The sequence below is a fragment of the Pedobacter sp. genome (assembly GCF_046462515.1).
GTDB lineage: Bacteria > Bacteroidota > Bacteroidia > Sphingobacteriales > Sphingobacteriaceae > Pedobacter.
In genome coordinates this window covers 186,482-208,294 of the sequence record NZ_JBKGVD010000009.1, presented here as the reverse complement: position 1 = coordinate 208,294, position 21,813 = coordinate 186,482, and the positions used below count along the sequence as shown (strand labels likewise).

Sequence of the window (21,813 nt, the reverse complement as noted above, 5' to 3'; positions counted from 1 at the left end):
TATGAAAAAGAAAATAATATATATAGGATTGATATGGGGAGCTTCGTCTATTCTTTCATCATGTATGAAAGACAGATTGAATCCTGTTCCAAAAACTTCGGTAACAGATGCTTCGGCTTTTGATACCCCCAACAGAATTTCAAGTCAGGTGCTTTCTTTGTATAGCGCCTTGAAATCATCTAATTTTTATGGAGGCCGCTTAATTGTTTATGGCGAAATTCGTGGCGAAGACTACGACATCACTGATCAAAACCTGGTTACTGCTGCCGATGTTTACAATATGAATTTAGCGAATAGCGCCACATCCGTTAAAGGATTATGGTCGCAGGCATACTATACGATTAACTTAGCTAACGTATTTCTGGATGGTATGGCAGCTAAAGGCAATTCAGTTGTAGGAACGGCTTTAGCTGCGAATTATAATGCAGAAGCAAGATTAATAAGGGCATTGAGCTACTTCAGCCTTTTACAATATTTTGCCAGACCATATGCAGATGGAAATGGTAGCAAACCCGGATTACCATTAAGATTGACAGGAATCGTTGGATCTGGGTTCTCAGAGAAACCTAAAAGTTCTGTCGATGCCGTTTACAAACAAATCCTTGATGACCTTGATTTTGCAGAACAAAATTTACCCTCTACAAATTCTAGTGCTTTATTAAATACTACAAGAGCACATAAGAATACTGCTATAGCTCTAAAAACAAGAGTATATTTAGCTATGCAGAACTATCCAAAAGTTGTAGAAGAGGCAAATAAAATAGTTCCTACTACTGCTCCGTTTGTAGCAAAATCTGGTGTGCCCCATGCTTTACAAAGTAATATTGTCAATGTTTTTAAAACTCCTTACACAACAACAGAGTCAATATTCTCTTTACCGATGTCTTCAACATCAGGCGATTACCCTGGCACTCAAAGCCAAGCCGCATATTACTTTTATAATAATGGAGCGGTAGGATCAGCGCCATATCCTTTATTAGCTACGGGTATTGTTTCAAATCCAAACTGGAAAGCCAGTGATGCCAGAAGAAACCTTATTTATAGGAATACGGTTAATGGAAGAGATTACATGGCTAAATTTACAACCACAAGCCCTCAATACATTGATTATATTCCTGTAATCAGATGGGCAGAAGTTTTACTGAATTTGGCAGAAGCCAAAGCAAGAATAAGCACTGCGGTCCCGGATATTCAGGCCATTAGTTTATTAAATGCTGTAAGACAGCGTTCTGATGCAACTACAACTTTTGCACCGGTTACTTCCACAGATTTAGTTTCTTTGATTATGACAGAGAGAAGAATAGAACTATTAGGAGAAGGCTTCAGAAGTCTTGATATTACCCGATTATTACAAACTTTTCCTACAAAAGGAGGAGCACCAGCAGTTGGGCCTACTGAAGCGGCTTATATATGGCCAATGTCTTCAGATGAAATTCTTTTAAATCCTGCAATAAATCGTTAGGTTTTTCTTTAAATAACAGGCATTTGAAAATTCAAATGCCTGTTCTATTAATTAATAATTATGAAATCTTTTTTCACCTGTTTTCTTTTATTCATTTCATGGAATCTGGTTAAAGGCCAAGACATAATTTATTATAAAGGCGTTGAAGGCATTCCGTTACGGGCAATTAATTATGACGAGATTATAGGGTCTCCTTACTATATTAATAATGCAGGATATAGAACAGGGAGAGTTTATATGTCATCAAATCTGATTTATGAAAAAGGAATATCGCTTAGATATAATCTCCTTACTGATGAATTAACATTCAAATATGAAAAAGATGCTGAAATGAAATTTACGCAAAGACCTATTTCATTCATTCTTTTTGACAGTAATGGCAAGGATGTCCTTTTTTCAAGAGGATTCATTTCTAAGAAAGATCCAAAAGGTGAAGCCTTTTATCAGATACTCGTTAACCGGAAGTTCAAACTTTTGAAGTTGACTAAAAAATATATCCAAGAAAGAACAGATTATGGAAAAACAACTCCTACAAAAACTATTCAAACTTTTGTAAAATATTATCTGTATGATGACAAGAATAACATGACGGAAATAAATGACTATAAAGGTTTTTTCAGGTTATCTGACAAGCTAAAATATTATGCTCAACAAAAAGGAATAAATAGCAACACAGAAGACAACCTTATAGAATTAGCTGACTATTACAATGACCTTCAATAAAAACCAAGCAATTAACGTTAATCAATAGTTGATAATTAATTAGGGGTACCAAATATGATACCCCTTTTCTTTTTAATTCTCTAATAGACAAGACCATATACAAACAAGCAGCGGGAACTCATGTGCCTGCTGCTTACTTATTGCATTAATTCAGTAGATTAGACTCATTAAAACGGTAAATCTCCGTCATCTATCGTATCACTGTAAACTTCATCCTGTTTGGTTTGAACCCCATTGCTACCTGCAGGTTCGAAATCGCTCTTCCTGCCCAACATGGTAAAGTTTTCGGCAACAACTTCCGTAACATATCTTTTTACTTTTTCCTTGTCTTCAAAAGAGCGTGTTCTTAATTTTCCTTCAATATAAACCAGTTTGCCTTTTTGAAGATATTTTGCTGCTACTTCAGCCAGCCCTCTCCATAAAACAATATTGTGCCATTCTGTTTGTTCAACCCTCTTACCTTCTTTATTGAATGTTTCTGAGGTAGCTAACGGGAAACTGGCTACTGTTACCCCGCCTTCCAAGTGCCTAACTTCGGGGTCTTTGCCCAAATGGCCTACTAAAATAACTTTGTTGATACCTGACATAATTATATTTGATTATTCTACATACTTCTTCAAAAAGACACTTATGGGCTTAGGCATCGGAAGCGTTTTTAGTTCCTCCTCGCTCACCCATTTTATTTCTGCCTGTTTATTAAAGTTAACAATATAATTGTCTAATGCAAAAAATTGAACATATATAATTTGGTGTGTTAGTTGATGTTTAATTTGATCTAATAACCTGTAAGAGGCCTCTTTTCCAAAAAGATCACTTACTTGCTTTTGCAAAGAATTTTCTTCGCTACCTTCTTTAAGCTCTGTTTCAATAAGCGGCAAATCATATAAATGTTGCCATACATCTCCCCGACCACGATGCCGCATTAAGATTTTCTCTCCATCTAAACATAGAAAATAGTTAAACCTGCGCTCTTTTACCTTTATTTTCTTTTCTTTAAGTGGCAAAATGGCTACTTTTTTATGAGCAAATGCATAGCAGCTTTGCTGTAATGGACAAACATTACATAAAGGTTGTTTAGGTTTACAGTGCAGCGCACCAAATTCCATTATGGCCTGATTGTACACAGATGCAGGTTGATCTTCTATTAAAGCTTGCGCTAAAGAACTGATCTCTTTCTTGCCCTCAGAAGAATTGATAGCTTTTTCAACGCCAAAGTACCTGGCTAAAACTCTTGATACATTACCATCTACTACTGCTTTTGCTTCATTACTTGAAAAAGAAGCAATGGCTGCAGCGGTGTAATCTCCAATACCTTTCAATTTAATCAGTTCATCATATCTCTCCGGGAAAATGCCATTATACATTTCCATTACAGTTTTGGCCGTAAACAGCATATTCCGTCCACGCGAATAATAACCAAGCCCTTGCCACAATTTCAATATCTGTTGCTCTGTTGCGGCAGCGAAGTCGCCTACCGTTGGATAATTTGCTAAAAACCTGTTAAAATAGGGCAATCCCTGATCTACGCGGGTTTGCTGTAATATAATTTCTGAAAGCCAGATTGTATATGCATCGTTAGTATGTCGCCAAGGCAGATCACGTTTATTCTTCTTATACCACTCAATAATTTCGTTCTGAAAAACCATTTGATAAAAATACAACCATTTACATGCTTTTCGACAAAACTTGCAATAATATGAGATACCCATTGTAAATAAATTATCTTTTATTTTCCTATCTCGTTAAAAAGCAATACTTTTGCATCCCCAAAACACATATAAATAAGAAAAACACACAATAATTTTTTAATATTTAGAAAATATGACTAAAGCGGATATTATTGCAGAGATTTCAGCAAAAACAGGAATTGAAAAAGTTGACGTACAGGAAACTGTTGAGGCGTTCTTTAAAGTAATTAAAAACAGCATGATTGGTGGTGAGAACGTATACGTAAGAGGATTTGGAAGCTTTGTAGTTAAAAAGAGAGCACAAAAAACTGCAAGAAATATTTCTAAAAATACTGCAATCATTATTCCTGAACACTTTGTACCAAGCTTTAAACCTGCAAAAGTTTTTGTTGACAAAGTAAAAAACAACACTAAAAAAGTTAAAGCTGAAGCTTAATTAATAGTTACTTATCATGAGCAAAATCCGTAAACAACAAATAATTATTATTGGGGCAGTTATATTGCTTATAGGATTTTTGTTTACCCGTGATATTAAAGGATTAGTTAAAGAGCAGGAACAAAACCCTGCTGCTACAGCCACTCAACAACCCGTTGCTGCACAAATAGATTTACAATCCGTTTCTGCAACAGCCAAAAACCTAATCAGTAATGCTACTGCTAAGGAGATTACATCTTTAGAGAACACTTACAAATCTGCTTCAGGAGCAGAAAAACTAAAATTAGGTAAGCAACTAGCTCAAAAATGGGACGATTTAGAACAGTCTGTTCCAAGCGCTCTTTATTTAGAACAAGTTGCACAAAATGAAAGCTCTTTAAACAATTGGGTTTTGGCTGGTGAACGTCTTTTAAAGGCTTTTGACAATACACAGGATAGCATTATAAAACCTGCTATGCTACAAAAAGCAAACTTAGCTTTTGAAAAAGCGATCAGCATAGACTCAGCCAGCGCAGACGCGAAAACCGGATTAGGAATAACCATTGTAAACGGAATGGGAGCTCCTATGCAAGGTATTGCAATGTTAATGGATGTGGTTAAAAAAGACCCAAAAAACTTTAAAGCAAATATGAATTTAGGCACCTTTGCTTTAAAGTCAGGTCAGTTTGACAAGGCAGCAACAAGGTTTGAAAATATTATAAAAGATATTAAAGCAACCCCTGATGCCTATTTTTACCTGGGAACAGCCTACGAGAATTTAGGAAAGAACCGGGAAGCAATTGACGCTTATCAACACAGTAAAAAATTAGCAGCAAATCCTACCCTATCTAATTTTATAGATAAAAAGATTGCTGAACTAAAAAATAAAATTTAATTAACAGATTAATAAAAAAATTAAACCCTTAAAATTATGCCAAGCGGTAAAAAAAGAAAAAGACATAAAATGGCTACGCACAAACGTAAAAAACGTTTAAGAAAAAACAGACATAAGAAAAAATAGTTAACTATTTTTATGTATTAGCCGCAAATGAATGCTGTTTTTGTGTAGCATTCATTTGTGGATTCTGTGTTTTTTAGTCCATACGTTAATACGTGCTTAGCACCTTAAAATCTATAGCTTTTGGTAAAAGAATTAATTATCGATTCAACTCCTGCTGGAGTAACCATAGCTTTAATTGAGGACAAGCAACTTGTAGAACTCCACAAGGAACACGTTAATAATAATTACGCTGTTGGCGATATTTATTTAGGCCGCATTAAAAAAATTATGCCGGGCCTTAACGCTGCCTTTGTGGATGTTGGTTATGACAAAGATGCATTTCTGCATTACTTTGATTTAGGCCCTCAGGTTCAATCTTTAATAAAGCTTACTAAGATTAAGCGTAACGGCACAGTAAACGGCTCTTTACTAGATAATTTTAAATTAGAAGACGACATTGATAAAGCAGGCAAAATATCTGATGTTGTCAGCAAAAATTTAATTATTCCGGTACAAATTGCTAAAGAACCTATTTCTACAAAGGGACCCAGACTAAGCTCTGATCTTTCTATTGCAGGAAGACACATCGTTTTAGTTCCTTTTTCTAATACAATATCTATTTCAAAAAAAATAAAAAGCAATACTGAACGTAATCGTTTAAAAAAGATTATCGAAAGTATTAAGCCTAAAAATTTTGGAGTAATTATTAGAACGGTTTCTGAGGGAAAAGGCGTTGCCGAGCTTCAAAAAGACTTGCAGGACTGCGTTTCTAAGTGGGAAAGCTTCATGAAAAAGCTACCTGATGCGGAACCTTCCAAAAGAGTTTGGGGCGAGATGGATAGAACATCTACCTTAATCAGGGATATCTTAAACACTGATTTTGCAAACGTTTATGTAAACGATGCATTATTGTTTGAAGATATAAAATCTTATGTACATGAAATTTCTCCTGAAATGGAGAAAATTGTTAAACTGTACAAACATAAAGAGCCAATTTTTGATCATTTTGGCGTAGAGAAACAAATAAAAAACGGTTTTGGAAAAACCGTTAATTTAGCCGGAGGTGCTTACCTGGTTGTTGAACATACTGAAGCCTTACATGTAATAGATGTAAACAGCGGAAACAGAACAGCCAGTAAAGAAAATCAGGAAGAAAACGCGCTTCAGGTTAATAAAGAAGCTGCTAAAGAAATTGCCAGACAATTACGCTTACGCGATATGGGAGGTATTGTTGTGATAGATTTCATAGACATGCATAAACCCACCAACAGAAAGCTATTGTTTGACCACCTAAAAGAGCTGATGTTATTAGACCGGGCAAAGCATACCATTTTGCCTCCGAGTAAATTTGGTTTGGTTCAAATAACAAGGCAAAGAGTTAGGCCAGAAATGAACATCGTTACGGTTGAGAAATGTCCAACCTGCGATGGAACAGGAGAAATTAAAGCAAGTATTGTTTTAATGGACGATATCGAAAGTAACTTGAGCTATATTTTGCGTGAGCAGAATGAGAAAAAAGTAACACTTTGCGTACATCCTTATATTGAGGCCTACATTAAAAAAGGATTATTTTCATTACAATGGAAATGGTTCATTAAATTTGGAAAATGGATAAAAGTTAAACCTGTAAGCTCTTACCATTTAACAGAATTTCGCTTTATATCGTCTAAAGACGAAGAAATAAAACTGTAATCTTATGATTACTTTAAATAAAAAAGTCTGGTTCCATTTACAGAAACCAGACTTTTTTATTTAAAAATGATTTCGACATAAGTTATTTTAAAGCATGCTTTAAAATAGGCTAAAAATTTAAGTTGTTTGATGCATCATACATAAGCTTTCGCAGATAAACAGATCTGTTGTAAGCGGACAACATTCTTTACATTCGGGTTTACCAAGGCAGTATGATGGCGGATAGCCGTTTCCTCCTTTTACTTTTTTCATCTCAGATTTACTGAGTAGGTTTGCTTTGTTCATTGTTCAAGTTTAATTTAGGTTAGGTTGTTTTTTTAGCACGTAAAAACATAAAACGGTATGGCTTTAACAACATCATACTTGTTGGTGCGGGTAATTACATGCGCTCGCTCAAGCCTTTGAACCAAATAATTCTGGCCTAAAAGGAATTGATATTCTTTAAGTTAGTAAATTTTTAGTAAAAAGATGAATAAGAAAGCGTTAAGCTGAAACCTCTTGAATAAAGATTAATTTTCTAATACCCTGTTTCTTGCCAGTAAACAAGCGCCCCAAACCCCGGCCTGTTCATTAAGTTCAGTAATTTTTATCTGGGTATCGTTATTGACCAAACTTGATGAATATTTTCTCAATGCTGTTTTTAAAGGCAACAACAGATTTTCTCCGGCGGCAGTGAGTTTACCGCCTAACACCACCAGCTCTGGATTAAAAATGTTAATTAACGATGCCATGCTTCTTCCTAATTTTCCTCCCATTTCTGCAACAAGCTCAATAGCCAGTACATCATCGTTATAAATAGCTTCTAAAATATCATCTATTTCAAGATTTCCTTCCTTGTATTTATCTGATAAGATAGAGGCAGACCCTTTATCGATACGTTGCTTAAACTGATTTAAAAGTGCCCATCCCGAAACTTCTGTTTCTAAACAGCCCTTTTTGCCACACCTACACATTATTTCATTATCAAAGGCAGGAACATGGCCAAATTCTCCAGAAAATCCAGATTTACCGTAATATAAAGACCCATTAATAATAATACCCACACCCAAACCATAGTCTATGTTTAAGAATAACATATCTTTTTCTGTGGTGACCACGCCACGGGCAAACTCTCCATAGCACATTGCCCTTGAGTCGTTTTCTATAAAAACCCGCATATCTAACTTTTGTGAAAGAACGCCTTCCAAAGGCTCATTGTAAAAATTAAACAGATTATGGCTCTTCCCCGAAATTTGGTTAATCCTTCCAAAAAGACTGATTCCAATTCCTAATAGTTTGTCCTTAGGCAGGCTACTTTCCTTGATAAACCCTAGAATGATATTGCATAATTCATTTAACCCTTTTTCTGTGTTAGATGCCTCATATGGCACTTTATCTTTAAAAGACACCAGGTTTTTCTGTAAGTCTAAAACTGCAAATTTGAGATGGTCATTTTTAATATCTACCCCTAAAAAATAACCCGCTCCGTTTACCAAACCATAAACATTAGGCTTTCTGCCTCCGCTCGATTCCTGTTTGCCATAATCTTTAACCAGCCCAAATTCAACCAGATCATTCAGTACATCTATAATTTTCGGCGTACTTAGGCTCAGTTGTGTTTTTAGGTCTGCTATGGTAGCATTACCATATCTACTAAAATAAGCGATAACTGCTTTTTTTATTGTAATGGTCTTGTAAGCCACTCCTGAAATACTTTCGTTATTAATCTCGGTAAAGCGTTTCATTCTCTCTGGTTTTCTAAACAAAAGTAAGATATAAATTTCAGGTCGCTAATTAAATAAGTAATGATTTGTAAAGTCAATAAAGTAAATTCGTAGGTTAAACATTAAAAAAACAATTTCAATTGGCTAAAACAAAAACAGCATATTTCTGTCAGAGCTGCGGTTATGAGTCAGCTAAATGGCTTGGCAAGTGTCCGGCCTGTTCACAATGGAATACCTTTGTTGAAGAAATCATCGAAAAATCGGCAAACGTCCCTACCTGGAAATCGGCAAGTGGAACCCAACGCTTAAATAAACCTAACCGCATAGACGAGATTCGCAGTGCACAGGAAGAACGCATGCCTACAGGTAATGCAGAGCTTGATCGCGTTTTAGGGGGCGGGCTTGTGACAGGTTCTGTAACATTAATTGGAGGAGAGCCGGGCATTGGCAAATCTACTTTAATGCTACAGCTGGCTTTAAATATCCATCATGCAAAAGTGCTCTATATTTCGGGCGAAGAGAGCGAGCAGCAGATCAAGATGCGGGCAGAACGCATAACCCAAACATCCAATACCAATTGCTATATTCTTACAGAAACCTCTACTCAGAACATATTTAAGCAGATAGAACAACTGGAGCCTAATGTGGTGATTATCGATTCTATACAGACTTTACATTCTTCACATATAGAATCTACTCCGGGTAGTGTTTCACAGGTTCGTGAATGTACCGCCGAACTGCTGAAATTTGCCAAAGAAACTTCAACACCTGTTTTCTTGATTGGCCATATTACCAAAGACGGTGCTATTGCTGGCCCAAAAATATTAGAGCATATGGTAGATACGGTCTTACAATTTGAGGGCGACCGTCACCACATCTATCGTATTTTACGTTCTATTAAAAACCGTTTTGGAGCTGCTGCAGAACTAGGCATATATGCTATGCACGGCAATGGCCTCCGTGAGGTTTCCAATCCTTCTGAGATACTGCTTTCTCAACGCGAAGAAGAGTTAAGCGGCATTACCATTGGTGCTACTTTAGAAGGCGCAAGACCCATGCTTATCGAAACCCAAGCTCTGGTAAGTAACTCGGCATATGGCACGCCACAAAGATCGGCAACTGGTTTTGACATCAGACGCATGAATATGCTTCTGGCTGTTTTAGAAAAACGATGTGGTTTCAGGTTAAGCATAAAAGATGTTTTCCTGAATATTGCAGGGGGGATAAAAGTTGAAGACCCTGCCATTGATTTAGCAATTATTGTTGCCATTATCTCTTCGCATGAAGATATGCCTGTATCATCAAAAATATGCTTTGCTGCCGAAGTTGGTCTCTCAGGAGAAATCAGGGCAGTAAACAGGATAGAACAGCGCATAGCAGAAGCAGAGAAATTAGGATTTGATAAGATTTTTATTTCAAGCTATAATGTTAAAGGGTTTGATAAAAACAAGTACAAAATCCAGCTTGTTACGGTTGCCAAAATAGAAGAAGTATTTGCAGCCTTATTTGGCTAAGTTGTTTTAAGACAATTCTTTTCGAAGAAAGTATAAATTCGATTGTTCTTGTTTAGAAAGATTTTAAATATATTTGAATGATCATATAAATCGGAAAAATGAAAAAGATTATTTTAAGTGCAATATTTTGTGCTTTTGCAACTTTTGCTTTTGCACAAGAGGCTTTCCAAGGCCAGTCATTTGGCGAAGGCGTAAAAAAAGGAGGAGAAATCTCTACTGATAAGGTGGACGCTACTTTAGGTAAAGGCAATAAAGCCGACATGAAAGTTATTGGAGAAGTTGTTTCTGTTTGCAAGAAAAAAGGTTGTTTCATGAACCTGAAAATGCCCAATGGCGAAACTATGCGTGTAGAATTTAAAGACTATGCATTTTTTATGCCGAAAGATATTGAGGGCAGAAAAGTAGTTATCGATGGCTTTGCTGAAAGAAAAACCACTTCTGTTGAAGACTTGAAACACTATGCTGAAGATCAGAAAAAATCCGCTGAGGAAATCGCTAAAATTACCCAGCCTAAAAAAGAGATTATTTTTGAAGCAAAAGGTGTTGTTCTTTTAGACAAATAGAAATATATAACCTAACAAAAAAGGCAGGAACATGTTCCTGCCTTTTTTGTTTCTTTAATCCTCATCGCTTCCTGGCAAAGATCCTGATCCTGAATATGCTCCTTTCCTGATAACAGGCATTTTCAGATATTTATACAAATCATCTAAATGCATTAAACTGCCATTGGTAAGATTACCCAAAAAGATTACGATAATATCTTTATCCAAATCTCTTACATAAATATGTCTGAAACCATGCCACCAGCCAGTATGGTAAACTACTTTGTCCATATTTTTACCATCAAACATGCGCCAGCCATAGCCATAGTTAAAATGTCCGTTTACAGGTTTATTCCTTCCAACATAAGCAGAGTCTAAACTTTTATTAGAAAGAAGTCTTTCATTTCTAAGGTACTTATCATATAAAACCAGATCATGCAAGGTGCTATAAATTCCTTTATCGCCCACTGGCCCATCCAAAAAGTTTTGCGCTACAGAATATTTCCAGATTTTATCATGACCAACCACATCTACCGGTATTTTCTCATACTCGGCCTTAGAATAAACATGCGTGTTTTTCATACCTGCAGGTTTAAAAATATTTTCGGCCATATACTGGGAATAGCGCATACCCGTAACTTTTTCTATAATAGCGCCCAAGACCATATAGTTAGAGTTATTGTAATGGAACCTGTTATCGGGTTTAACGTAAGGGCTGGGTTTACGCTCAGCTATGACTTTCATTACTTCCTCATTGGTTATACCTTTTTTCATGTCACGCTTTTCCTTACGCCATATATCATCAATGAAATAAACATAATTCATCATGCCACTACGGTGGGTAAGCAATAACTTTATGGTAATGCCGTCATAAGGAAAATCAGGGAAGAACTTTTTAACATTATCGTTAAGGTTAAGTTTACCTTGTTCTACCAGTTGCAGAATGGCCACTCCGGTAAAAGTTTTGGTAATAGAAGCCAGCTCAAATTCTGAATTGATCTTAAGGCTATCTCTATGCAGGTAATCTGCCCAGCCTTTTGCTCCCTGATAAATGATCTTCCCTTTTCTGGCTACTAAAGCATTTCCGTTAAATCCGTATCTTTTATGCAGGTTCTCAACAAACTCTGCTATCCATTTATCTTCATTTTTTTTATCGTAAACCAATAATAAGCTATCGGCTTTATCGTCTTCTTTTACTCTTACTTTTTTATCGGCGGCCTTTTTCTTCTCTTTTTCTTCCTTACTGGTACACGCTACAACAGAAAATATACTCAGTGCAATTGCCGCAGCAACAAATCTAATCCTCATTGATACTGGTTTTCTAAAGTTAAAGCCCGAAAAATAAGCATTATTAAACGGTATCAGGGAAAAGAGTTTTAAACATTGTTCTGCTGTTTTATTCCTGTCATTTTATCACAAAGTAAATACAGTTTAAATTGCCATATCCGTTCTAAAATATTTAAATTTGGCCAAAAATATAAGATCATGAGTTTCAGAATAGAACACGATACAATGGGCGAAGTTCAGGTTCCTGCAGATAAATATTGGGGTGCACAAACTGAACGTTCGCGTAATAATTTTAAAATTGGGCCTGAGGCTTCTATGCCTAAAGAAATTATCCATGCTTTCGGCTATCTTAAAAAAGCTGCGGCCTTGGCAAATAATGAGTTAGGCGTGCTTTCTAAAGAAAAAACAGATTTGATTGCAAAAGCTTGTGATGAGGTAATTGCCGGACAGTTAGATGATCAGTTCCCGCTGGTAATCTGGCAAACGGGATCGGGTACGCAAAGCAACATGAATGGTAATGAGGTAATTGCCAATAGAGGCCATGTATTAAACGGAGGCAGCTTAACCGATGATAAAAAAATCCTTCATCCTAACGATGATGTAAATAAATCTCAGTCATCTAATGATACTTATCCAACGGCAATGCACATTGCAGCTTATAAACAGGCTGTAGAAATTACCATTCCGGGATTAGAAAAACTTAGAAATACCTTAGCCTCGAAAGCTGCTTCGTGGAGCAACATTGTAAAAACTGGCCGTACGCACTTTATGGATGCAACTCCCCTAACTTTAGGGCAGGAGTTCTCTGGCTATGTGCAACAGATAGATAACGGAATAAGAGCCATTAAAAATGCGCTTGAAATGATCAGCGAATTAGCTCTTGGCGGTACTGCGGTTGGAACCGGGCTAAATACCCCTAAAGGTTATGATGTACTGGTTGCAAAAAAGATTGCAGAATTAACAGGTTTGCCTTTTGTTACTGCCCCAAACAAGTTTGAGGCTTTGGCTGCTCATGATGCTATGGTTGAACTTTCTTCGGCCTATAAACGCGTTGCTGTTTCTTTAATGAAAGTGGCAAATGATATTCGTATTTTAAGTTCCGGTCCTCGTTGCGGTATTGGCGAAATCATTATTCCTGATAACGAGCCTGGATCTTCTATCATGCCTGGAAAAGTTAATCCTACACAACCAGAAGCTTTAACAATGGTTTGTGCGCAGGTAATGGGTAATGATGTAGCTGTAAGTATAGGTGCCAGCAATGGCCATTTTGAACTTAATGTATTTAAACCCGTTATTGCAGCTAATGTGTTGCAAAGCGGCCGTTTAATTGGTGATGCCTGTGTGTCGTTTAATGATAAATGCGCTATAGGTATTGAACCTAACGAGCCTGTAATTAAACAACATTTAGAAAACTCGTTAATGTTAGTTACCGCATTAAATACTCACATTGGCTATGAGAATGCAGCTAAAATTGCTAAAAAAGCACACAAAGAAAATAAAACTTTACGTGAAGCAGCTATTGAATTAGGCTTACTAACCGACGAGCAGTTTACCGCTTGGGTTAAGCCTGAAGATATGGTTGGTAGCTTAAAATAAAATATCTTTAAAGCATCGTTGTTATAAACAATTATGCTTTATTTTTTATCAAACCGCAGCATTATTTATTTCTCAGGTAAAATGTGTAAAAAGTATATCTTCATTTTTTTAGTTTGTATAACGGCTTTGGCATGTAGACGCATGCCTAATGTACAGGGAAAGGGAGAAGTGTTTTTACAGGGCATATGGCAACAGGATAGCATAGCCCATGCTGAAAAACTCCTTTCATATACCACACATCGGTTAAAGTTTACCTGCGACTCTTTTTACGTTGATTTTACAACCCACTCTAAAGAGAACTACTACGAAGATTCATGCTTTAACAATGGAATATGGAAAGAATATGCAAAAGGGACTTATCAAGTAAAAAATGACACCTTAACCCTTGTTGGCGACTTTACCAAAGCAAATTATAAACAAAAGGTTAGCGGTTGTTACCGGACCGGGAGATATATTAACGAATTTAAAATTAAAAACAGGTCACCTCAACAACTTGCACTTGAAGATTTGAATACACATAACCTGTTAAACCTTACCTTAAGTGAACAAATAACATGCGTACCAAAAGAATTGTAATCTTAACCATAAAAAATGAAACTGATTAAAAAACTAATTTTTGTAGCCGTTCTAACTTATTTCCCATATGCTGCAAATGCATGGGGTTTATTAGGGCACCGCATTGTAGGCGAAATAGCCGAATCTTATTTAAATCCTAATGCCCGAAAAGCCGTTAGAGAAATTTTAGGTTCTGAAAGCATGGCTATTACGGCCAATTGGCCAGATTTTATCAAATCTGATTCGAGCTATAACTATTTAAGCTCATGGCACTACGTTAACCTACCTGAAAATTTAGACAAAATTGGGGTTAACAACTATCTTGAGAACATGACAGAAGCAAACATTTACAACAAGACCAATGAAATGATTGCCCTGTTGAAAAACAAGCAAACTCCGGCAGCTCAAAAACTTTTGGCGTTACGTATGCTAATACACTTAGTAGGCGATATGCACCAACCTATGCATACCGCACGTAAAGAAGATTTAGGTGGGAACCGGATTACGGTTAATTGGTTTGGACAAAAATCTAACCTGCACCGCGTATGGGACGAACAGCTGATCGATTACCAACAGTTAAGCTATACAGAATATACAAAAGCAATTAACAATCCTACAGCAGCACAACTTGCTGAGTGGAGAAAAGGAAACATCAAAGATTATATTTTTGAATCATATGAAATCTGCAATAAGATCTATGCTACGGGTATCAAAAATGATGATAAGTTAAGTTATAGATACAACTTTGATTGGATTTCTACCGTTAACTCTCAGTTGTTAAAAGGTGGTATAAGATTAGCTAATATCTTAAATGAAATTTATAGTTAACCACTATGCATTAAAAACAAAAAGCTGCTCCGAAAGGGCAGCTTTTTGTTTTTAAAAGGTGCTTTCTATTTTCTATGTGGAAAGTTCCTTGATACTTTTCTCATCATTCTCTCTATAGGGTCGACTTGCCTGAATGTTTGTATTGAGCATTATAGAGCCTTAATTCTGATAATTTCTAACAGATTGTTTATCAGGGCACAAACATAACACTTTTTTGTTTAAAACAAATAGTTGTGACAGGGTATCATACAAGAAAATATGTCCTTACGGTTATTAAAATTTTTAATGTCTAAACAACTCTGATCAATAAGCCTTTCAGGTATTCCCCTTCCGGAAAAGAGAGTCTAACCGGATGATCTTCGGGTTGGCAGAATTGCCTGATTACCTGTATTTCTTTGCCTGCATCTAAAGCCGCCCAGGCCAGAACTTGCTTAAAGCTTTCTATATCCATAGCTCCTGAGCAAGAGAATGTAGCCAGCAGACCGCCTTTTTCCAAAAGCATCAAGCCTCTTCTATTGAGATCTTTGTAGGCCCTTGCTGCACGGTCTAATGCCGATCTTGAAGGCGCGTATTTAGGAGGATCTAAGATTACTACATCAAACTTACGCTCTTCATCGCCAAAAATCCTAAGCTGCTTATTCACATCATTTTGAATAGCCGTATGTTTATTGTCAGTAAAATGATTTAAACTAATATTCTGATTTAAGGTTTGTATAGCTAATGCAGAGCTGTCTACGCTGGTAACAGCTTTCGCTCCTTGTTGTAAAGCATTTAAAGTGAACCCTCCGCTGTAACTAAAGCAATCTAATACTGTTTTACCTTGCACGTATTCTGCTAATATCCTTCGGTTATCACGCTGATCACAATAAAATCCTGATTTTTGTCCTTCGGCTATATTGATATGGTATAGAATACCGTTCTCTTTTACTTCAATAAATTCAGGAGGATTTTCTCCCCATAATAAGCCATTTTCGGCCTCGATGCCCTCATGCGTACGAGCTGTCGCGTCACTTCTATCGAATATCCCTTTGGGCTGTAGAATATCTACTAAAATTTCAATAATAAGAGGTTTGGCCTGTTCTATACCCGAGCTTAAGATCTGTACAGATAAGAAATCTGCATATTTATCTACAATTAAGCCGGGCAAAAAATCTGCTTCGCTAAAAATTAACCTGCAGGTATTGGTTTGAGGATTGTGCAAAACATGAGTTCTTGCTTCTATGGCATTCTTTATTTTTTCATAATACCAGTTTCTGTCTATTTTTTTGTCCTCGTTCCATTCAATCAAGCGCACGGCTACTCTAGACTGGTCATTAAAGAATCCATAAGCTAAAAAATCGCTATTAAAAGCTATTACTTTTACAATATCTCCGTTTTCAGGGTTTCCTTTCACTTTTTCCAACGCTCCTGAAAATACCCATGGGTGCATTTGCAGAACTGCTTTTTCTTTGCCTTTTTTCAGCTTAACTTCTACCATCCGGCAAAGTTAACATTTTAGCTTTAGGCTCAGGTATATGTTTCTAAAGAATTCGTCTTATTTCTGGCTTTAAATGGCTCGTATTTAATCGATAATGATTTATATACCAACCAGGTCTTTCTTCTTTCTTTGCTTCATACTTTTAGGTATAATAGCCAGAATTTCTTCCTTTAAGGCCTGTAACATGCGTCTTTTCACAAAACTTTTGTGGGTTACCAGACTGATTTCACGTACGGGTTCGGGCGATTTAAAATAACGGACTTTATTGAGTTGTTTGGTATTCAGATCTCGGAGTGCCAATGCTGGTAAAAGTGTAGTCCCTTCATTTACATCTACCATTCTAATAAGTGTTTCTACACTACCTGTATTATAGGTTAAGGTTTGAGGCTTATTATTTTTAGTGGTGCGGCAGATATTTAAAACCTGCGAACGCATGCAATGTCCCTCGTTAAGCAACCAGATGTTTTCTTCATCAAAATCATGTGCATCAATAGCCTTTTTCTTATACAGCTTGCTATTTTTACTAATATAACCGACAAAGTTTTCATAAAACAAAGGATATTCTTCAAGATTAGCATCTATCAATGGGGTGGCCAATATGCCACAGTCTATTACACCGGTTTTTAAGTGATGAATAATATCATCTGTAGTGTATTCCCAGATATACAGTTTTAAATCGGGATATTTAGCCAACATCACAGCAATAACTTCGGGCAATAGATAAGGTGCTACGGTCGGGATGATACCTATTTTAAGTTCTCCAGTAATCTCCTGTTGCTGGTTATTGATGATCTCTTTTATTTTCTGATTTTCCTGTAAAACAATCCTGGCCTGCTGAATAATCTGAGTACCGATTTCAGTAGGCACCACCGGCTGTTTACTGCGGTCAAAAATCTTTACATTTAAAAACTCTTCAAGCTTCTGTATCTGCATACTCAGCGTAGGCTGAGTGACAAAGCATTTTTCTGCAGCACTAACAAAACTTCTGTAAGTATCTACCGCAACGATATATTCAAGTTGAACTAAGGTCATATAGTTAAAATTGATAGTTTATTTACTACATTATAAATTTAGAAAATATTCCCGTAATAATACATAACAGACCAATTATAGCATTAGAACTCAGTAAATATTCATGATTTAAAGATAAAATAGAGCACTTAAAAATACTCATTTTTAAGTATTTGATTGACTTGAAACTAGCCCTAACTTTAAGATATTAATAATTTTATGAATATGAAAACAAGCAAAACATTATTTCTATTAACAGCAACCTGCCTTTTCGCTTCTGGATGTGAACTGTTTGAGGCAGAGCCTGAAGAGGAAAAAAAGGTGGATAACTCTACTTACACCTACACTTATACTTGTCCAACAGGGAGAACAAACACTGTTCAAATTCCTAATCGTTTATCAGCTACTTGTAAAAGAAACTGGGAGTATTATGCCCGTACCTATGGCTGCAACGATGCCGATAATTTTTCTGAAGCAAATAGAAGAAAAGCAGAATGTCCATAAGATTTTTAACTATTGCATTACTTTGCTTAATTGGGAGTAGTGCAAGCTCACAAATTAAGCTCACATCAGGGCAATACACTACTGAGGATGGCTATTATACGGTTACAATCAATTTTACCGACAAGGAACTCACCTTAATTGAGCCCAATCGTACTTCGGTATACCATAAGCTTGAAGGAAACGTATTTCAGTTTATTCATCCTACCAACAAAATCGATTACAGGATAGAAGTGACCAGCCCAACAACGATACAAACCTTTAAGCCCACAGTCAATAGCAGCCGTTACACGCTTACACTCAGCAGTAAAAACGCAACAGCTTCCAATGAGCAGTTCAATACCTATTTTGCCCTTGCTGAAAAATATAAGGCAAAGATGTTAAGTGATAAAAAAGACGCTCAGCTATGGTCATTTTGTGCCGCAGCAGCAATGGCCCGTAGCAGTATGAACGAAGAGGGATTTAAAGAATATGCCTCTAAAATTGTCTCATCTATTAAGTTAATAGTTACTGATAAAACCAAATGCCCTTGTGAAGATGCAATTCCCACCAACATTTGGAATGGAACAAAGTAGTTTCTGAAAAAGCCTAATCTATTTAACCGTATATGTTATACTTTGCATGGTGTGTGCGCTGAAATAGCCTATTGCTCCGCCAGAAATATTACTTACAGGGTTAACGGGGGAGGCATTTCCACTGCTGCCTAAAGCTCCGTCTTTAACGGATTTCCAGTATTTAAAAATGTTTTTATCGATGTTAAGGAATTCTACTTTTACCTCATCCCCCTTTTTTAACTTAGTTTCTTCGGTAAATTCATTTGGCCAAAGCATTTGTTTCACAAGCTTTCCATTGGTAAACTCATCATTGGTAACAGTGATATTTTTAGTATAAACTCCATTTACATATTCTAAAAACCTGTAATAATTCTCTCGGTCTGCCGGATCAAGATAAGTAACGTGTGTAAACAATCTTGGTCCGTCAAACAAACTTAATTCGAATGCAAAAGCATTTTGAGCAACTACTTTTTGAGGCATAATACACGTGGCGGTAAAGGCTTTTCCTGCTATTTGTACTTTAAGCTTGTATGCTTTTGATGGTGCACCTTTTAAAAGGTCATTTCTATAAATTCCTTTAGTACTCGTTTCGGTTAAAATGTAAGGTGTTCCAGACTCATCTTCTATGCTTACGAGCGCCCCGCTCTGCCCGTTAAAACTATTATCGGCATTAAAATTCTTCACTTTACTTAAAGCTACCTGAGCACCTTTTAACTGATCGGTTATTTGTGCTTCAATTACATACTGATCTCCGGGCTCATCCAGTTTAAGCGTAATCACATCTTCACATCCTGTCAGCAAAAACAAAAACGCAATAAGCAAAAAAGCAGGGTTTAATGTATATTTCTTATCCATCATTAAAATTTAAAATTATAGGAAACAGACGGAACAAACTTAAACAGTGTGGTTCTTACTGCTTCGGTAACCGAAGGGTCTTTTTCAGACTCCCTGAACGTTATGGCATAAGCATTTTTTCTTCCGTAAGCATTATATAAACTGAATGAAAGCTCAGAGCTGAAATTCTTCCTCTGTTTTAATTTATAATTAGCACCCAGATCTAGTCTGTGATAGGCCGGCATTCTATAGCTGTTCCTGCTGCTGTAATAAAAGAAAACCCTTCCATCTATATTATATTTACCGGCCGGAAAAGTAATTGCATCGCCTGTATAATAGATCCATGAAGCAGAAAAACTCCATTTCTTGCCCGGCTCATATGCCACAACCGTTGAAAATTCATGTGTTCTGTCCTGACGGGCATTGTACCATTTTCCCTGATTAATACCCTCTATTTTTCTTTCTGTTTTTGACAAGGTATAGCTTAACCAACCTGTTAGCTTTCCTTTCTTCTTTTTAAACAGAAACTCAAGCCCATAAGCCCTACCTTTGCCAGCAAGAATTTGTGTTTCTATATTATCTGAGTTAAAAGTATCTGCTCCATCTCTGTAGTCGAGTTGGTTTTGCATGGCTTTATAATAGCTTTCTACATTAAATTCGAAAGCATTATCCACAAAATTTCGATAATAACCTGCAGAATACTGATCAGAAACCTCCGGTTTGACCATTAAAGAACTTGGTAGCCATTTATCGCTTGGCCTACCTGATGTGGAGTTGGAAATTAGATGCATATTTTGCGTATTCCGCACATATGACATCTTAACCGACTGATCATTATTTAACAAATAACTTAGTGCTAAACGGGGTTCAAGATTGAAATAGGTTTTAACAATCTGACCGCTTTTATACGTTTTTGTATCTACAATATTTCCTTGGGGATCAACAAGCAGGAAATCGCCTTTACCTAAAATACTGAAAGCGCTTAATCTTAAGCCTGCAGTAACGTTGAAGCCGTGAGAAATATTCCATTCATCAGATACAAAAACGCCATTTTCTAAGGAATAGCGCTCTTGATAGTTAACAGGATTATAACTCGATTGCCCCTCAGAAGTTATTTGCCCCGGTTTTACTGTATGATATATGCTGTTAAGTCCAAATTTTAACTGATTTTGAGCCGAAATCTGCCAAAAGTATTGATGCTTAAAGGTCAAATCTCTAATCTGGGAGAAAATCTGTACATTATCTAAACCTGTATTAACTGCAATTTTATTCTGATAACCTGTATAAGATGCTGTTGTATTTACGCTTAAAGCTGAAGAAAATAAATGTTGCCATTGCAAGCTTGCCTGTTTATTTCCCCAAGTTAGACCAAAAGTTTCTGCAAGCCCTAATTTATCAGCGCCTAAATATCCTGTAAAGGCTAGCTTATCATGTTCACCAATCCTGAAATCTGCCCTGCCGTTTACATCATAGAAATACATGATATTTTTATTGATAGTACTATCTGGCGATAATCTGATCAATGCATCAACATAAGTGCGACGCCCAGAAATAATAAACGAAGATTTTTCTTTTTGAACGGGGCCTTTAAGGGTAAGTTTGGAGGAAATCAATCCGATACCTCCATCTACTTCAAATTTTTCGGCATTGCCTTGTTTCATCTTAACATCCAGAACAGAAGAAAGTCTGCCGCCAAACTGAGCTGGCATACCGGTTTTATAAACAGTAATATCTTCTACCGCATCGGGATTAAACGTTGAAAAGAAGCCCATCAAATGGGATGCATTATATACAGGAACATCGTCCATTAAGACTAGATTCTGATCTGATGATCCTCCACGCACATAAATTCCTGCTCCTCCTTCGCCCGCAGATTTAATTCCCGGTAAAAATTGGATTGCTTTTAAAATATCTCTTTCTCCAAAAATAAGAGGTATGCTTTTTACTTCTTTCATACTTAGCTTTTCGGCTCCCATCTGTGGACTTTCAAGCTTTCGTTCATTCATTCTCGAAGATACCACCACCTCATTTAAGGTATTCAGATCTTCTTCCAGTTCAAAATCAAGGATCTGATCCTGTTTTACCATTAGGGTTTGTTTTTTCCCCTTAAAGCCTACAGCCGTAATATCAAACACATGATTTCCTACCTTGAGCTTAACCTTGTAAAAGCCCAGGCTATCTGTATATACAGGCTGTTTAATTCCAGATATTTTAATACTTACTCTTTCTAAAGGTTCAGTTCCTGATCTTACCATACCTGAAATGGTAAAGACCTGCTGCGCAAGCAATGTAAAAGGAAAAGCAAGAAAAAACAACAGGATTATCTTCAATAAAACAGATCTCATAAAGGGTTGCGTATCAGGTTTTAAATAAACTACAAAACGAACTGGCAAATATGCTAAAAATACCTTTTGCAGGGGTTACCTATATG

General features: G+C 36.5%; 21 protein-coding genes. 12 read left to right on the top strand and 9 right to left on the bottom strand.

All coding sequences use genetic code 11. From position 1 onward, the window contains the following. Position 1: 1 nt before the first annotated feature. Positions 2-1,462, top strand: a complete 1,461-nt coding sequence (locus tag ACLHG9_RS12810) for a RagB/SusD family nutrient uptake outer membrane protein (RefSeq protein ID WP_410221893.1) — start codon at positions 2-4, stop codon at positions 1,460-1,462. A gap of 60 nt (positions 1,463-1,522) precedes the next feature. After that, positions 1,523-2,185, top strand: coding sequence for a hypothetical protein (locus tag ACLHG9_RS12805; RefSeq protein WP_410221892.1), 663 nt, complete (start codon positions 1,523-1,525; stop codon positions 2,183-2,185). Positions 2,186-2,352: 167 nt separating this feature from the next. Here ACLHG9_RS12805 and ACLHG9_RS12800 read toward each other — a convergent pair whose 3' ends face one another. Both ACLHG9_RS12800 and mutY read right to left on the bottom strand, forming a co-directional pair. Beyond that, the gene (locus tag ACLHG9_RS12800; RefSeq protein ID WP_410221891.1) at positions 2,353-2,772 is read right to left on the bottom strand and encodes a single-stranded DNA-binding protein; all 420 of its coding nucleotides are present in this window, start codon (positions 2,770-2,772) and stop codon (positions 2,353-2,355) included. Between the two features lie 12 nt (positions 2,773-2,784). After that, positions 2,785-3,831: an A/G-specific adenine glycosylase gene (gene mutY, locus ACLHG9_RS12795; protein ID WP_410221890.1), complete on the bottom strand. Its 1,047-nt coding sequence runs from the start codon at positions 3,829-3,831 to the stop codon at positions 2,785-2,787. A 175-nt stretch (positions 3,832-4,006) separates the two neighbouring features. On the opposite strand from mutY, the gene ACLHG9_RS12790 reads away from it, so the two are divergent. From ACLHG9_RS12790 to ACLHG9_RS12780, 3 genes are all read left to right on the top strand, one after another. Beyond that, on the top strand, positions 4,007-4,309 hold the full coding sequence (locus ACLHG9_RS12790) for an HU family DNA-binding protein (protein WP_243359003.1): 303 nt from the start codon (positions 4,007-4,009) through the stop codon (positions 4,307-4,309). A gap of 16 nt (positions 4,310-4,325) precedes the next feature. Further along, positions 4,326-5,183: a tetratricopeptide repeat protein gene (locus ACLHG9_RS12785; RefSeq protein WP_410221889.1), complete on the top strand. Its 858-nt coding sequence runs from the start codon at positions 4,326-4,328 to the stop codon at positions 5,181-5,183. A 246-nt stretch (positions 5,184-5,429) separates the two neighbouring features. Further along, complete coding sequence (locus ACLHG9_RS12780; RefSeq protein ID WP_410221888.1) at positions 5,430-6,980, top strand: ribonuclease E/G; 1,551 nt, start codon at positions 5,430-5,432, stop codon at positions 6,978-6,980. Between the two features lie 117 nt (positions 6,981-7,097). Here ACLHG9_RS12780 and ACLHG9_RS12775 read toward each other — a convergent pair whose 3' ends face one another. Both ACLHG9_RS12775 and ACLHG9_RS12770 read right to left on the bottom strand, forming a co-directional pair. Further along, entirely contained in the window at positions 7,098-7,265 is a 168-nt protein-coding gene (locus ACLHG9_RS12775; RefSeq protein WP_410221887.1) for a hypothetical protein, read from the bottom strand. Between the two features lie 224 nt (positions 7,266-7,489). Next, positions 7,490-8,704 (bottom strand): ROK family protein, encoded by a 1,215-nt coding sequence (locus ACLHG9_RS12770; RefSeq protein ID WP_410221886.1) that lies wholly within the window; start codon positions 8,702-8,704, stop codon positions 7,490-7,492. A gap of 119 nt (positions 8,705-8,823) precedes the next feature. Here ACLHG9_RS12770 and radA point away from each other — a divergent pair, with 119 nt between their 5' ends. Both radA and ACLHG9_RS12760 read left to right on the top strand, forming a co-directional pair. Then, entirely contained in the window at positions 8,824-10,197 is a 1,374-nt protein-coding gene (gene radA, locus ACLHG9_RS12765) for a DNA repair protein RadA (RefSeq protein ID WP_410221885.1), read from the top strand. Positions 10,198-10,295: 98 nt separating this feature from the next. After that, positions 10,296-10,760: a DUF4920 domain-containing protein gene (locus ACLHG9_RS12760; protein WP_410221884.1), complete on the top strand. Its 465-nt coding sequence runs from the start codon at positions 10,296-10,298 to the stop codon at positions 10,758-10,760. A 54-nt stretch (positions 10,761-10,814) separates the two neighbouring features. Here the strand turns inward: ACLHG9_RS12760 and ACLHG9_RS12755 are convergent, their stop codons facing one another. Further along, positions 10,815-12,047 carry a serine hydrolase domain-containing protein gene (locus ACLHG9_RS12755; protein ID WP_410221883.1) on the bottom strand — a complete coding sequence of 411 codons (1,233 nt, stop codon included), beginning with the start codon at positions 12,045-12,047 and terminating at the stop codon, positions 10,815-10,817. A gap of 177 nt (positions 12,048-12,224) precedes the next feature. On the opposite strand from ACLHG9_RS12755, the gene fumC reads away from it, so the two are divergent. From fumC to ACLHG9_RS12740, 3 genes are all read left to right on the top strand, one after another. Beyond that, entirely contained in the window at positions 12,225-13,622 is a 1,398-nt protein-coding gene (gene fumC, locus ACLHG9_RS12750; protein ID WP_410221882.1) for a class II fumarate hydratase, read from the top strand. A gap of 141 nt (positions 13,623-13,763) precedes the next feature. After that, positions 13,764-14,198 carry a fumarate hydratase gene (locus ACLHG9_RS12745; RefSeq protein WP_410221881.1) on the top strand — a complete coding sequence of 145 codons (435 nt, stop codon included), beginning with the start codon at positions 13,764-13,766 and terminating at the stop codon, positions 14,196-14,198. 15 nt (positions 14,199-14,213) lie between these two features. Further along, positions 14,214-15,005, top strand: coding sequence for a S1/P1 nuclease (locus ACLHG9_RS12740; RefSeq protein WP_410221880.1), 792 nt, complete (start codon positions 14,214-14,216; stop codon positions 15,003-15,005). Between the two features lie 289 nt (positions 15,006-15,294). Here ACLHG9_RS12740 and ACLHG9_RS12735 read toward each other — a convergent pair whose 3' ends face one another. Together ACLHG9_RS12735 and ACLHG9_RS12730 are read right to left on the bottom strand one after the other, a co-directional pair. After that, on the bottom strand, positions 15,295-16,482 hold the full coding sequence (locus tag ACLHG9_RS12735; RefSeq protein ID WP_410221879.1) for a class I SAM-dependent rRNA methyltransferase: 1,188 nt from the start codon (positions 16,480-16,482) through the stop codon (positions 15,295-15,297). 99 nt (positions 16,483-16,581) lie between these two features. Then, complete coding sequence (locus ACLHG9_RS12730; protein WP_410221878.1) at positions 16,582-17,514, bottom strand: LysR substrate-binding domain-containing protein; 933 nt, start codon at positions 17,512-17,514, stop codon at positions 16,582-16,584. A gap of 204 nt (positions 17,515-17,718) precedes the next feature. On the opposite strand from ACLHG9_RS12730, the gene ACLHG9_RS12725 reads away from it, so the two are divergent. Together ACLHG9_RS12725 and ACLHG9_RS12720 are read left to right on the top strand one after the other, a co-directional pair. Continuing rightward, positions 17,719-17,997: a hypothetical protein gene (locus tag ACLHG9_RS12725; RefSeq protein WP_243359033.1), complete on the top strand. Its 279-nt coding sequence runs from the start codon at positions 17,719-17,721 to the stop codon at positions 17,995-17,997. Further along, complete coding sequence (locus ACLHG9_RS12720) at positions 17,988-18,569, top strand: hypothetical protein (protein WP_410221877.1); 582 nt, start codon at positions 17,988-17,990, stop codon at positions 18,567-18,569. Before ACLHG9_RS12725 ends, ACLHG9_RS12720 begins: the two co-directional genes overlap by 10 nt. An 18-nt stretch (positions 18,570-18,587) precedes the next feature. Here ACLHG9_RS12720 and ACLHG9_RS12715 read toward each other — a convergent pair whose 3' ends face one another. After that, positions 18,588-19,406 carry a DUF4249 domain-containing protein gene (locus ACLHG9_RS12715; protein WP_410221876.1) on the bottom strand — a complete coding sequence of 273 codons (819 nt, stop codon included), beginning with the start codon at positions 19,404-19,406 and terminating at the stop codon, positions 18,588-18,590. After that, a complete protein-coding gene (locus ACLHG9_RS12710; RefSeq protein ID WP_410221875.1) occupies positions 19,406-21,712 on the bottom strand; it encodes a TonB-dependent receptor domain-containing protein in 2,307 nt (768 codons plus the stop codon). The genes ACLHG9_RS12715 and ACLHG9_RS12710 overlap by 1 nt, the downstream gene beginning before the upstream one ends. Between the last annotated feature and the right edge of the window lie 101 nt (positions 21,713-21,813).